General features: G+C 51.7%; 11 protein-coding genes. 5 read left to right on the top strand and 6 right to left on the bottom strand.

Annotated features, from left to right (window positions below; genetic code table 11):
- Positions 1–722: proton-conducting transporter membrane subunit (locus tag PHV74_07180; GenBank protein ID MDD5094144.1), on the top strand; the 722-nt coding region annotated here is incomplete at its 5' end.
- Positions 723–936: 214 nt separating this feature from the next.
- Entirely contained in the window at positions 937–3,363 is a 2,427-nt protein-coding gene (locus PHV74_07175) for a CoA transferase (protein MDD5094143.1), read from the top strand.
- Positions 3,364–4,478: 1,115 nt separating this feature from the next.
- Here PHV74_07175 and PHV74_07170 read toward each other — a convergent pair.
- The 6 genes from PHV74_07170 to PHV74_07145 form a co-directional block, all read right to left on the bottom strand.
- Positions 4,479–5,057: a flavodoxin family protein gene (locus PHV74_07170; GenBank protein MDD5094142.1), complete on the bottom strand. Its 579-nt coding sequence runs from the start codon at positions 5,055–5,057 to the stop codon at positions 4,479–4,481.
- A 56-nt stretch (positions 5,058–5,113) separates the two neighbouring features.
- Entirely contained in the window at positions 5,114–5,704 is a 591-nt protein-coding gene (locus PHV74_07165) for a GrpB family protein (protein MDD5094141.1), read from the bottom strand.
- Positions 5,705–6,530: 826 nt separating this feature from the next.
- Positions 6,531–7,307, bottom strand: coding sequence for a transglutaminase-like domain-containing protein (locus tag PHV74_07160; protein MDD5094140.1), 777 nt, complete (start codon positions 7,305–7,307; stop codon positions 6,531–6,533).
- A 942-nt stretch (positions 7,308–8,249) separates the two neighbouring features.
- Positions 8,250–8,807: a DUF6125 family protein gene (locus tag PHV74_07155; protein MDD5094139.1), complete on the bottom strand. Its 558-nt coding sequence runs from the start codon at positions 8,805–8,807 to the stop codon at positions 8,250–8,252.
- Positions 8,808–8,856: 49 nt separating this feature from the next.
- Entirely contained in the window at positions 8,857–9,009 is a 153-nt protein-coding gene (locus PHV74_07150) for a DUF1737 domain-containing protein (GenBank protein MDD5094138.1), read from the bottom strand.
- A gap of 442 nt (positions 9,010–9,451) precedes the next feature.
- Positions 9,452–9,796 carry a hypothetical protein gene (locus PHV74_07145; GenBank protein ID MDD5094137.1) on the bottom strand — a complete coding sequence of 115 codons (345 nt, stop codon included), beginning with the start codon at positions 9,794–9,796 and terminating at the stop codon, positions 9,452–9,454.
- Between the two features lie 444 nt (positions 9,797–10,240).
- Here PHV74_07145 and PHV74_07140 point away from each other — a divergent pair, with 444 nt between their 5' ends.
- The 3 genes from PHV74_07140 to PHV74_07130 form a co-directional block, all read left to right on the top strand.
- The gene (locus PHV74_07140; GenBank protein MDD5094136.1) at positions 10,241–10,798 is read left to right on the top strand and encodes a 4Fe-4S dicluster domain-containing protein; all 558 of its coding nucleotides are present in this window, start codon (positions 10,241–10,243) and stop codon (positions 10,796–10,798) included.
- Complete coding sequence (locus PHV74_07135; protein ID MDD5094135.1) at positions 10,799–11,752, top strand: CoB--CoM heterodisulfide reductase iron-sulfur subunit B family protein; 954 nt, start codon at positions 10,799–10,801, stop codon at positions 11,750–11,752.
- The coding region (locus tag PHV74_07130) for a CoB--CoM heterodisulfide reductase iron-sulfur subunit A family protein (GenBank protein ID MDD5094134.1) at positions 11,752–13,651 on the top strand (1,900 nt) is incomplete at its 3' end. The genes PHV74_07135 and PHV74_07130, both read left to right, overlap by 1 nt.

Genomic DNA, 13,651 nt, shown 5'->3' with positions numbered 1-13,651 from the left:
CTGTGATCATGCGCATTTTCTTCACCGCCTTCGGATCGCCCGAGTGGCTGCGTGACGATTGGAGCGTGCTCTTCGCCGTTTTGGCCGCTATCACCATGACCATCGGAAACGTGATCGCCCTCCATCAGACGAACATCAAGCGGCTGCTGGCCTATTCAGGCGTGGCTCAAGCCGGATACCTTATGGTAGGATTGGCCGCGGCCTACTCTTCAAACGATAGTGTATCGTTGACGCCTTATGGAGAAGGGCAGAGCGGAATCCTGTTTTACCTGGCTGTTTACGCGCTGGCCAATCTGGGGGCCTTTATTGCCGTCATTGCCGTCAGCAACAAGATCAATAGCGATGAAATTGGCGACTTCTCCGGCTTGATCAAGCGATCCCCAATGCTGGCGCTGGTCCTCGGAGTCTGTCTGATCTCTCTCACCGGAATGCCGCCTACAGCCGGTTTCATCGGAAAGCTGGTGGTGTTCAAAGCCGCGATAGACGCCAGTATGCTATGGCTGGTGATCTTAGGCGTGGTCAACTCGGTGATTGCCGCCTTCTACTACTTCAAGGTGATCAAGGTGATGTTCCTGGGAGGGGCAAAATCAGAAGAAAAAGTGCCTTCTTCGAGCGCATTAAGGATCACGCTGGCGATGTCTACCCTCGGCGTGTTTGTCCTTGGAATTTACCCCCATCTCTTACTCAAGTTCACCGATAGCGCGGGGATGCTGCTTCCCTAGTGTGGCGTGCGGCCAAGAAACAGTGTTTGGGTCTAATATCCGGCTACGAAGTGGACATGGAATGCGATAAGATTGAGGTGGTCTGAAAGACCACGCATAGGTGAAAACGAACGTGGGAGTTAGTAGCGGTTTATCTTTAAATCCGCAAGGATGTACGGTGCTCAGTCCCTCCATCTTTTGCGGGCGATCCTCAGTTGAACCGCACATCAAAACTATGAGTAAAAAAGCGCTAGCTGGAGTAAGGGTATTGGAATATGCCCAGTTTGTTGCCGGGCCGTACTGTGGCAAGCTGCTCGCGGATCTGGGAGCCGAAGTCATCAAGATCGAAGAGCCTGAGATCGGCGACGAGGCGAGAAGAAGAGGCCCATTCCTTCATGATGTTCCTGATCCGGAGTATAGCGCTCTTTTCCTTTATCTCAACACCAATAAACTGGGAATCACCCTGAACCTGAAATCCGCAACAGGAATCGACATGCTCAAGGACTTGATCGCGGATGCAGATATCCTCATTGAAGATAAGCCTCTTCAGATGATGAGAGAGTTTGGACTCAATTTTGGCATCCTGGAGGCTATCAATCCCCGGCTGGTTATGACCTCGATTACTCCCTTTGGACAAACGGGCCCCTATGCCGAATACAAGGCTTACCCCCTGAACACCGCCCACAGCGCGCAGTTAGCTTACCTAACTCCTTATGGATCACCTTATCCCGATAGGGAACCTCTCAAACTTGGTGGCATGTCGGGAGAGCATATCTGTGGGTTAACGGCTGCCACGGGAACATTAGCTGCCCTACATGCCCGGAGAATAACAGGCTTGGGCCAGCACGTTGACGTATCCAAGCAGGAAGCGATGCTTGACATGGCCAGGATGTGGGCAGTTCAATATCCGAACGACAGAGTGAGCGCCAGTAGAATGCAGAATATGAGTGGGATGAGCATACTCGTGCCTTGCACGAACGGCCACGTTGTCGTTTCACTCCATGAAATACATCATTGGCGCGCTATCGTTCAGATCATGGGTAACCCGGAGTGGTCTCAAAACAAGCTATACGACGATAGCCGCGAGCGCATGATGCGTTTTCAAACGGAGATAGGGCCTCACATAGCGGAATGGGTCAAGAATCAAACCAAGGAAGAGTTGTATCGCGCCGGGCAGGAAGCGAATTGCCCCATCACCCCGGTAATGTCGGCAGAGGACGTTGCGAACTCCGAGCAGTACAAAGCGAGGGGATTCTTTGTTGAAGTGGAGCATACCACAGGTCAAAAGATCACACTTGCCGGAGCACCTTACAGATTTTCAAAGACTCCTTGGACTATCGAAAGGTCAGCCCCTTTGCTTGGGCAGCATAATGGATTGATTGGCTGTTGGCGGGAGACCCGCACGGAGCAGAGGTTGGGCGAGGTGAGGAGAAAAGGGAAAAAGAGGACGGTTAAGTATCCGCTTGAAGGAGTAAGAATCGCTGATTTCGGGTTTGCATGGGCCGGTCCTCAAGCGGTTGGACTTCTTGCCAGGATGGGAGCCGAGGTAATAAAGGTCGAAAGTCATACTCGGATTGATCATTCGAGGATACTTTCGCTGACAACCGGGACGGTGTTTGGTGAGATAGATCGATCACTGGTTTTTGGCGATTTGAACATGAACAAGCTTGGGATAACCCTTAATTTGGGACATCCAAAGGGTGTCGAACTGGCCAAGGAGTTGATCAAAATAAGCGATGTGGTAGCTCAGAATATGCGTCCTGGAGTGATGGACAGGCTGGGGTTGGGATATGAGGCCTTGCGGGAAATCAACCCCAATATCATCATGCTTTCCTTGTCGGCCCTGGGGATGACAGGGCCGCAGCGAAACTACATTGGATACGCCCCGGCGTTTGGTGCGCTCAGTGGGCTATCGTATATCACCGGATATGCCGATCATTCACCGGCAATACTGCTTGGCGAAATGGACTTGCTGAGCGGAACAACCGGGGCTTTTGCTATCCTTGCGGCTCTTGTTCACAAGCAACAAACCGGAGAAGGCCAACATATTGATCTTTCCTGTACTGAGGCCATCAGTGTGCTCATCGGCGATGTGTTGATGGATTACACCATGAATGGCAGAATACAGTTCCGGAAGGGAAATCAGGATGAATATATGGCGCCTCACAACTGTTATCGCTGCAAAGGCGATGATAAGTGGATAAGCATTGCCGTAGCGACTGACGAAGAATGGGGGGCATTCTGCAAAGTTGTAGGACATCCTGAATGGACTCACGATTCGAGGTATGCCGATGCACTCAGTCGCTGGCAGAATCAGAAGGAACTGGACAAACTAGTCAGCATCTGGACTCTGAAACATACTCACTTCGAAGCCATGGAAATGCTACAGAGGGCAGGAGTGGCAGCTGTTCCCTCCTTTAACAGCGAGGATCTATACCACAACCCGCACCTTCGGGAGCGCAATTATTGGATCGAGATTGACCACCCGCTCGTTGGCAAGCAAACGGTTGCCGCACCGCCCTGGAGGCTATCCAGAACCCCGGCCCGGATCACCCGCCATGGGCCGCTTCTGGGTGAGCACAATGATTACGTGTTCGGGGAACTCCTGGGGCTCAGTAAATCGGAAATCGTGAGTTTGGTAGAGGAAAGAGTTATTTACTAGAGAGTACCCAAAAGATGATCTGCCCCTGAGATGCAGATGGTTAGCGGCGACGGGACGAAACACTTCAAGTACGCCCATTCGTCTAAGGAACCTCTGATCAAGGTGTCCAGCCTCAGGCAGTTGCCCCCTCGAAACGAGACGATCGTATAGAAAGTCTCATTGGTGCGGATCGACATGGGGTCAGAGAGGAGGAAAGAAGTATCCCCGTAGCCTTGAGTTTCTGTTGATGCTTCCGCCGATGTGGCGGTGAACCGTAAATAGTCAACATGCTCTTTCGACTAATGCTTGAAAGCGAGAGATCAAAACACATAGCAGACAAAGTCAGCCTAGCCTTTTGGGGATGGCCATGATACAGAGCTCCACAAGTCGGGGCTCAGATAGATCCTCCGACAATCCTGGCTGATCAGACGGAATCATACGCCGTCGTCAGCGAAGATGGACTTATTACGGCTTTTTCGCGTTTTCTAACAAGATTCGGTCAACTATAATAAGCCTATGTATAATAGCCATCGCGACTCATCCTGATCGGGCCGTCACCTTTCCTCAATCTCAAAACTCCCATGAAGCACCGAATCAGTATCTTTTGGCGGGTAGAGTCAGAAGACAGTTTCAATAGTGCCCGGAATGCCCAATGCTGAGCAAATGGACAACTCACCGATGTATCCCAGAAATCAGACCTTGAACTTCCTCTGACGAACTCTGAGTGAGATTCTTCATCTACAGTTCCAGAATCGAATGTTTCATTTCCTCGACTCGGGTCTGGGTCAACCTCATCAGACCTGGAAGATCATCCCTGAATGTCCAATGAAACCTGGCAAAGTACCGAGCCAAGTAGCCAGGACTCCACCCGGCTTGAAATACCCAGAAAGCCAGAATTTTGAGATCGAAATTCCCTTGGTGCGGGTTAGATGCAGGGTTGTTCGCCGAGTGACCTCAACCAAGCCAGAAAAGCCAGAGTAAACCCATAGTGCATGCTGCCACCGCTGTTACTCGTGGATCTCCGATCTTGGTCGCAGGAGGTCTCAGCGAGTGACTACCATTCAGGAGGCAGAAGCGGCTTTCTCTGGGTGATACAAATCATCAGACCAGTCATGTTTGATACATACGCGACAACCTTAACCGGCGCCAAGTTTCTGCCCCAATTGATAAGCCTGTTGCAGCATATCCGGCTGCTTTTGAATATCACCCACACCACTCGCACTCCCATAAACCAAGCCAGCCACCGGTGCCTCGATGAAGCGGCAAATATCCTGAAAAGCACGCAGCGCATTGACGGCCCCTGAAGTGAAGGGGTCAGTATCACCATAGCTCATAATCAACCCAAGCGGTTTCCCTTTTAGTGCATGGCCCTCCGGCCCGTTTAACGAATAGAATGCTCGATCAATGAAGAGCTTGGTCTGCGCTGTGAAAGTGAACCAATACACCGGGCTGGCAATAAGAAGCGAATCGGCCTGGCGCAATCGAGGCAGTAGGGCAGTCAACTCATCATCAATGATGCAATCTGCTTCGGTTGCTGTCTGACAGGCGTCACAGGCGTTACATGGCTCCATAGTCAGTCCATGCAAATAGACGATCTCCGCCTTGGCACCACAAGCACGCACGCCAGCAGCAGCTCGTTCCGCCAGCGTGGCGCAATTCCCGTTTTTGCGAGGGCTACCCAGAACAATGATCGCCTCTTTAACCTGTTTACCCATACTGTATCTCCTTCAACAATAAGGACCACCCTTGCGATCAGGTGTTCCATGTCCTATCATCGGGCTTTTTCATAGTATCGCTTAGCTTGTTCCGTAACATCCCTTATGAAGTCAGCCTTGGCTTGTGTGTAGGCAACGCGATCATGATGGTATGCATCAGAGAGTTTCATTTTCAGCTCGCCGTAAGCCCTCGTAATATCTTGTTTCTCAATGAGGTAATCTCGAAAAAGGAGTCTGTCCCAGTGTTCAAAGTCAGCTTCAACCATGTGGATGTGATGCGTTCTGTTCCCGTATTTGTCACGCTTGATGAACCAAGCATAGAAGGGAGGAGTATCATCGCCCCACGATGGCCGCCAGAAGTAGTCATATCCCTGACCCACCAATATGGGGGCGATCCTCTTCCTGGTTTCATCGAGGCTTGTCACCTCGACCAGAATGTCTATGATGGGTTTGGCTGGGAGGCCAGGCACAGCAGTGCTCCCAAAGTGCTCAATTCGTTTGACCAGATCAAGGGGAAGGCAGGACAACAAATGCTGTCTCTCCCGCTGAAAGACCTCTGGCCAGGTAGGATCGTAGGCGACGATGGCTACCTCCTCCTTGGTGACACGGGATAGCTTTTCTTCGAGGGTTTCCATTGGTTTCTTCATTTATTCCAATGCCGGTGGTGACGATTATCGACTCTCGGATGCTTGTCCGCCCCCAAAAAATGACGCTCTGGCGGTCGGGCCCTCCAATGACTTGCCGGGCAGGCCCTCAGCCTATTCATATTATGCCGCCGAGATTCAAAATCACCCAGAATCAGAAGTAATTACCAATCACACTTTATCACATCTAGGCGAAAAAACTGTAGACCGTCAGCACGATCACCTGCGCTCAGGGTTAGAACAGCCCCATCCCTCGGGGTTGAAATTGAAGAAATCTACTCCTCATCATCCACATCGCCGCCGTCAACGTCCTCTTCGTCCTCATCGACAACCTCAGTATCATGAGATGATGAGTTTTTTTCTTCCAATCGTAGTATCTCTCGATGATTTCCTTGGTCGTGACCTGAAAGGTCATCGAAGCATGTCCAATGAAACCCGGGCGAAGTAACCCAGCAACCTAGCGTGAAAAACCCAGGCTAACCCAACCCAGAAATCGGGGTTTTGAGATCGAAATTCCGTCCGTCCGGGTAGGGTTCCGGTTTCTTCTCTTGGTGATTTCGGTCAAGCCAGAAATCAGCTGGATAGACTCACGGGGCGATGAGACTGGTCTTGGTCGTGGAGTTCGACATTTCTGGCCGCGTAGGAGGCTCAGTGAGTCACTCCCATTCAGCAGACGGAGGCGGCTTTTGCTGGGTGATACAAATCGTAAGACCAGTCACGTTCGATATATACACGACAACCTTAATCGACGCCAAGTCCTGCCTCAATTGGGGACAACTCAAGAAGAGCTCCAGATTTTGCCTCAGCAACATCCGATTGATTTCTGCCCTCATTGACGGGCCGCATCAAAGGCTAGCCAGCCTATCCCCTGAAATCCCACCTCCGCCCAGGCATGCGCTTGATTGGCGTAGACAACCTGTCGCTCTCCTTGGCCCGGCTGGATGTAATAGCCCGCAGCCAGTCTGGCAGGTATGCCGGATGCCCGGGAAAGGATCACAAAGGCAGAATTGAAATTGCCGCAGATGCCCTCTCTGGATTCAAACAAAAACCAGTCGTTCGGCTCCCAGTCCGAAGGTGCCGGTTGATAATCCAGTTTGTACTCATATTTGGCTTGAAGAAACTCCTCTATTGCCTTGGCCTTCTCAAACGGGCTTGGCATACTCTCCGTAATGCGTCGAGAGAGCTCTTTCACTCTCTCTGAGATAGTGTCTGGCAATTGTTGACAGCGGACATCAACCAGGGTTGAAGCGTCGTTCAGCACATCCCGGTTGAAATCGCGATAGCTATGGGAAAGAGAAGAAGTGCAGAGAGGAAGTCCGTTGTTATCATCGGAGGACCTATTGATATTCTGGAACTGACAGGCAACCTTATCCAGTTGCCAATTCGTTCCGTCGTATGTTATTCCCAGAGCACTCCTCAGATATCGGGCATTAGGAGAGCTCTCAATCACGAATAGCGGCGTATCTGCGGGGGGCGCAGTCTCCCGCAACGTAATGGTCATCCCTCCCCCGAACCCGTTTTTGGGACCGACCACACTGATCACAACGGAAGCCGTTGCCATCAACACGATCAGCACGATCAAAAGATTACGTATTCCCTTTCTCATGGGCCTTGTTCCACTGCCTCATCCCTCTGTTCGGTCTAAGGTGTCACTATTCTATTCCAGTAGGTCTACGAACAGAATAGGAAGTTTGCCTCAGTAGCATAGGCTGAAAGTCACCATGTGGTGCGGATCACTCAGCGAAGGCCGCGCCATGAGGTGAAAGACCTGATTGAACACGGGTCATTGATAGCACTCGGTACCATTCCTCCCTGATTTTCTGAGAGAACCTTCTATGAGGGTTCAAAAGTGGTACGGGGTGTGGCTTAAGATTCAGCAAGCCCTGTTGATGAGGCAAGGCCGAGCAGAAGCTGAGCCAAGCCCGTAATGACCATCCAAGCATTGATCCCAGGCTTGAGCAGGCGGGAAAAGCTCAGGCGGACTCATACCGGACAGTCTTCCGGAAGGTTGCTCCGGGTAATTAGAGCCGGAGTGGGGCTTGGGCCAGTTAGAGGGAAACAGAAGAGGATGTCTGAAAAGGCATCCTCTTTCATTGATGCTTGGAAGGACATTCACCCAATGAAATCCGTCGGCTTGGGAAAGAGATCGAGGGTGGATTGAGTCAGGCCCAAATTTCCTTTTGTGATCGCTTGTTGCTTGACAGTATCCATCCTCAACGCAAAGGTGATGGAAAAAGTTCTGCCTATCGTACCCTCAGGCCCACCATCCCAAAATAGAAGCTAAAGACAGCGTCTTTTTCATCCTCAAGAAAGCCTCGCAAAAAGGCAAAAGTTAAGCAACTGGAAAAAGCCCGAGCGTAATTTGCTTAACTTTGCTCTCGAAAACCAGTGTCAGAGAACTCGCAGAGTTGAGCGGTTGCAGCAAATCGTTCATCTCTCAAGTTAAGAGCGGCAGCTGTATAACCCAAGGTCAGGCTGTCTAAACAGGCCTGAAGACAACCTGATGGCGTGAGTCTTGGCACCCAAAAGAGACCGATTCGCAGCCTTGTCAAGCCTCCTTCAGCTTGAATTCCCATTGACAGCAGATGTCGTCTTTACTCTTACGGGGAGGAAGCTTGAGGGCAGTTGCTTTTATTCGCGGGTCGAAGAAGTCCGCAAGTAATTGTTTGCATTTTCGGTCCCATTTCTGGCATATTCGCTTTTCTCTGCCTTCACCCTCTTTTTCCAGGCCTATCAGGGTGGGACAATGAAGAACAGTCCATATGCCGTAATTGCTGTTCTTGAGGTCGTACTGGGCCTTCAACGCTCTGAGCCATGGACTGACTTGCAGCGCTTTAAACAGGGCGGCAACATCATGCCCCCCTATCTTGAACAGCTTGGTGGTCTGTTCAAGTTCCCAGACGTGCGCTCTTTCCCACACCCACATGTCGCTCTCAAAGGCCACGTCGTCGCCCACCCTGTTTTTGACAGTGACGTACCAGAGCCCATCTGCCTTCTGCATATAATCAGACTGCAAAGAGAGCAGCTCAAGAAGCATATCTCTGGAAAAATCTTCATACTTCACGTCCGGGCTAAATGGCCCAGCGTAATCTTCCAACTCGCTCATCGGACCTCCTTGTGTCTCCTGCGTCCAGCCATCATTTTCGTTCAAGATACTATTTGACCATTGCCTGAGCAAAGCGTAACATGCCAAGCGATGTCATTGACACGGCAATGCCGCCTTGAGGTTTCCATCCCTCTGCAATTGCCTGACGGACCTTTGCTTCCAACTTTTCCAAGGGTCCTTCCATTATGACTTTATATTCCATAATCTTCAGTTCCTCCTCACTCAAGATTATAACACTGTGTGAGTGTAGCACGTCAGTCGCAAAGGGGATGGATTTGAAAACACCCTTGCTTTTCTACGTGAGCATAGCGCTGGGCCACTCTCTTTGATATCCGGCACCATGGTTAGACAGGCTGAAACCAAGGCAGAATTGTTGAGTACACATTTGAAGGGGGATTCAGAGATACTGCTATGAGGTAAACATATATTGCGGAACTCTGATATCGTCGGCTAGGCCGAGATCGTCGATGAGAGGTTCCATGGTTTTCAGCTACCATTACCAAGCATCGTCCCATCGAGGAGCAACGCACCGTGAGGAAATACAGGACAGTCGAAAAGCAGAGGGTTGTCTGTGAATGACTTCCCCCGGCTCCGTCACGTTCGGCACATACGTCCCTGTTCCGGGCGGTTTGGCGCAGTTCTCTTCAAAGTACTTGGTTGGTATTAGTGCCCAGTCGTTCTGCAGGAGGTGGGGTGTCTTCCTCCACAGTCTTGAAGAAGCTGCGAATGATTTCCAAGGCCACCGTACGCTGGCTTAAATCAATGACCCATTCGCCACTGTTCTTATGCCACCGTCTGCTTAAGTGAGGGACTCTGTTTGTCAGTGCCTCGGTGAAACCCGCATCGTAGTCAACCTTGACATACATCTTGGTTGCAGTGTATCGAATATCCGCTCGTTTATCGGGTATCATTTGTTGAACACCTCCCTCCCTTCGGTTGAGGGCCGAAAAGGATGAATCTGACCTTCGGCGGCTTTTCGGTGTAGCCATTTTAACCTCCTCGATTCAAGGGGTTGGACTTCGAGGACAGACACTGATATCGTCAGGCAGGCTCAACTACATCTTGAGGTGAAGATATCTTAACACCTTCCACATGAATGTCAAGTGATTGTCAGTGCCCGAAATCTATCCTCGGCGAAAAGGGATGAGCGATAGATCAAACAACTGCGCCAGCGGCTGAAGTGGTAGAATAAAAGACAGTACATTGTGAAGGCGGTCAGAAAAAATTACCGAAGCAATAGCACCAATGGACGCCAAACCCGGCCCAGAGAATATGGATTGGAACATAAATTAACCCTTTGTTGTTGAATAAATTTAGCAGAAGACTGTGAGCCTAGTCAACCAAAAGCGAGTGTCCCCACCCGGTAAAATTCATTGACAAAGCCTCCGGGCAGATGGTATCGTAAAGCGGTTTATGTGATAGGGGAAAATAACATGAAGCCTATCAATTTATCCCAGAAAACGGATTGGCACTTTATCGATCAGGTTCGGGAAGAAAGCGGCCAGAACGCGGCGCTGTGCTATCAATGCGGCAATTGCACCGCAGGCTGTCCTTATACCCACTATTTCGACTATCCCGTCAGCCAGATCATGAGGCTGCTACAGGCCGGGCAAAAGGACTTGATCCTGAATTCAAAGTCGGTCTGGCTCTGTGCTACTTGCGAGGCCTGTACCACCCGGTGTCCCTGCGAGATCGATGTGGCTCAGGTGATGAACACCCTCAGGATCATGGCGCGGCGGGAAAACAGGGTGTCCGAAAAGGATATTCAGAAGTTCTATGACACCTTCCTGGGTTCAATCAAACGGCATGGACGCATGTTTGAAATGGGCGTTCTCCTTTCCTATAACTTAAAGTCCTTGCATCCCCTTGCCGATGCCGATTTGGGACCCAAAGTCTTTTTGCGCAACAAGATCCACTTCCTGCCCAAGAATATCAAGGGAAGGGCTGAGGTTGCCAAGATATTTCAGAGGTTCGCGGAGAAATCGAAGTAAATGGCCGGACGGGAATACATCTATTATCAAGGTTGCGCGCAGGAAGGCACGGCTCAGGAATATGACGCCTCTCTGAAGCTGGTCATGGCCAAGCTGGGCTGTTCCCTGAAAGAGGCTGAAGATTGGAGCTGCTGCGGCTCTACGCCAGCCCACACAGTCGATGAGGTTTTGGCCGCCGCGCTGGCCGCCAGAAACCTGGCCATCGTGGAAAAGATGGGGGCCGACACCGTGACCACCCCTTGCCCCGCCTGCCTGACCGCTCTGAAAACGGCGCACCTCCATATGGGCCGGAGCCAGAAGTTCAGAGAGGCCGCCAATGCGCTGCTGGATCATCCCTATAACTGCACCGTCACCGCCAAATCGAATCTGCAGGTTATCTACGAAGACATCGGGCTGGAAGAGATCGCCAGGCCCGTCACCCACAAGCTCCCGGCGCTGAAGGTAGCCCCTTACTACGGATGCATTTTGAACCGGCCACCGGGTGTGGCTCAGTTTGATGACCCGGAGAATCCGGTGGCGATGGACAAGATCATGAGCGCCATCGGCGTTGAGGTGGTTGATTTCGCCTTCAAGACCGAATGCTGTGGGGCAGCCTTCGGCGTGGCTAAGAGACAAATGGTCAACGAACTCATTTATAAAGTCATGACGATGGCTCTGGATGCCGGCGCTAATTGCATCATCGTGGCCTGTCCGCTGTGCCAGCAGAATCTCGATCTGCGCCAGAGCCAGGTGAACCGGACGATGCAATCCGATTTTAACGTTCCCATTTTGTACTTCACTCAGGTTATGGGCCTGGCTTATGGAATGGATCCGAAAGCGCTGGGGTTCGGCAAGCTCGTGGTGAGCACTGATGATATAATCAAAAGTAGAGTGAGCGTGGAAGAATTCGAAAAGCGCCAGAAAGAGGCGCAGGAAAAAGCTTCTGAGAGCCAGAAGGAAATAAAGGAGTCCTGATGCCGCGAGTTGGTGTGTTCATCTGCCACTGTGGAAACAACATCGCCGGGACCGTCGATGTGAAGAAGGTGGCCGAGGAGATCAAGAAGGTCCCCGGCGTGGCCTATGCTACTACCTATATGTACACCTGCTCCGAGCCGGGACAAAAAGAGATCACCGAGGCCATCAAAAAGGAAAAGCTGGACCGGATCGTGGTGGCGGCCTGTTCTCCGAGGATGCATGAACTGACCTTCCGCAGAACCATCGAGAAGGCGGGACTCAATCCCTATTTTCTGGAGATGGCCAACATTCGGGAACACTGCTCCTGGGTCGGGCAAAACAAAGAGCTCAACACCGGTAAAGCCCTTGATTCCGTCAGAATCGCGGTGGAAAAGGTCAAGCGGAATAAGCCCCTGTTTCCTTCCATGTTCAAAGTCAATAAGCGAGTGCTGGTAATTGGAGCGGGCGTTGCGGGGATGCAGGCCGCCCTGGACTGTGCAGACGGCGGATTGGAAGTGGTGCTGGTAGAAAAGAGTCCCTCTGTTGGCGGTATGATGGCGCGTCTGGATAAGACCTTCCCCACAGTCGATTGCTCCATCTGCATTCTGGGGCCGAAGATGGTCGATGTAGCTCAACACGAAAATATCACGCTGTACGCCTACTCCGAAGTAGAGGAAGTCAAGGGGTACATCGGCAACTACCATATCAAGATCAGAAAGAAAGCCACTTATGTGGACTGGAGCAAATGCACTGGTTGCGGCCTGTGCATGGAGAAATGCCCTTCCAAGGATGCTTACGATCATTTCAATTTCGGCGTTGCTCCGACCAAGGCGATCAATATCCCCTTCCCGCAGGCGATTCCCAAAAAGGCCAAGATCGATCCGACCTATTGCCGGCAGTTCACCAAGGGAAAGTGCGGCGTGTGTGCCAAGCTGTGTCCGGTGAAGGCAATCGACTATGAGATGCAGGATGAAATCATCAGCGAAGAGGTCGGCGCCATCATCGTGGCCTCCGGCTATAGTTTGATCGACATGGATAAGCTTCCCGAGTATGGCGGAGGGCGCTATGCCGATGTCATTTCCGGCATGCAGTATGAACGTATTTTGAATGCCTCTGGTCCCACCTCGGGCCATATTGTGAGGCCTTCCGATCATACCGAACCGAAGACAATCGTCTTTGTTTCCTGTGCCGGATCGCGGGATAAATCGATTGGCCTTCCCTATTGCTCCAATTTCTGCTGCATGTATGTTGCCAAGCAGACCATTCTTACCAAAGACCATATCCCAGATTCGCAATCCTATGTTTTCTATATCGACATCCGTTCCCCGGGCAGGGGCTATGATCAGTTCACCCGCCGGGCACAGGAAGAATATGGTGCCAAATACATCCGCGGCCGTGTATCGAGGATCTATCCCAAAGGGAAGAAACTGATCGTGCAGGGGGCAGACACCCTTCTGGGCACACAGGTGGAAATCGAGGCGGATCTGGTAGTTTTGGCTACTGCGGTGACCGCAGCTGTCGGAGCTGTACCCCTGGCTGAAATGCTCCGCATCTCTTACGATGATCATGCATTCTATTTGGAAAGCCATCCCAAACTCCGGCCGGTGGAGACAAACACTTCAGGCGTGTTTCTGGCCGGCACCTGCGCGGGTCCGAGGGATATCCCTGCATCTGTCGCCCAGGGGAGCGCAGCAGCAGCCAAAGCCCTTTCCATCTTCTCCCGCGACGTGCTGGCATCTGATCCGCAGGTGGCCAAGGTCAATACCAACACCTGTGTGGGATGTCTCAAGTGTGTCAAGACCTGTCCCTTCGGCGCCATCGAGGAACAGAAACTCCGCGATGGCCGAACAGTGGCCCGGGTGATCGAGACCGTCTGCGCCGGGTGTGGCGTGTGCAATACCACCTGCCCCTGCGGGGCCA

The sequence above is a fragment of the Dehalococcoidia bacterium genome (assembly GCA_028711995.1).
Lineage (GTDB): Bacteria > Chloroflexota > Dehalococcoidia > SZUA-161 > SpSt-899 > JAQTRE01.
This window is presented reverse-complemented; position numbering and strand designations above follow the sequence as displayed.

Bases quoted from the DNA above. Each gene is read 5' to 3' on its own strand.
- PHV74_07175 (MDD5094143.1), top strand. From the start codon at position 937: ATGAGTAAAAAAGCGCTAGCTGGAGTAAGGGTATTGGAATATGCCCAG.
- PHV74_07170 (MDD5094142.1), bottom strand. From the start codon at position 5,057: ATGGGTAAACAGGTTAAAGAGGCGATCATTGTTCTGGGTAGCCCTCGC.
- PHV74_07165 (MDD5094141.1), bottom strand. From the start codon at position 5,704: ATGAAGAAACCAATGGAAACCCTCGAAGAAAAGCTATCCCGTGTCACC.
- PHV74_07160 (MDD5094140.1), bottom strand. From the start codon at position 7,307: ATGAGAAAGGGAATACGTAATCTTTTGATCGTGCTGATCGTGTTGATG.
- PHV74_07155 (MDD5094139.1), bottom strand. From the start codon at position 8,807: ATGAGCGAGTTGGAAGATTACGCTGGGCCATTTAGCCCGGACGTGAAG.
- PHV74_07150 (MDD5094138.1), bottom strand. From the start codon at position 9,009: ATGGAATATAAAGTCATAATGGAAGGACCCTTGGAAAAGTTGGAAGCA.
- PHV74_07145 (MDD5094137.1), bottom strand. From the start codon at position 9,796: ATGGCTACACCGAAAAGCCGCCGAAGGTCAGATTCATCCTTTTCGGCC.
- PHV74_07140 (MDD5094136.1), top strand. From the start codon at position 10,241: ATGAAGCCTATCAATTTATCCCAGAAAACGGATTGGCACTTTATCGAT.
- PHV74_07135 (MDD5094135.1), top strand. From the start codon at position 10,799: ATGGCCGGACGGGAATACATCTATTATCAAGGTTGCGCGCAGGAAGGC.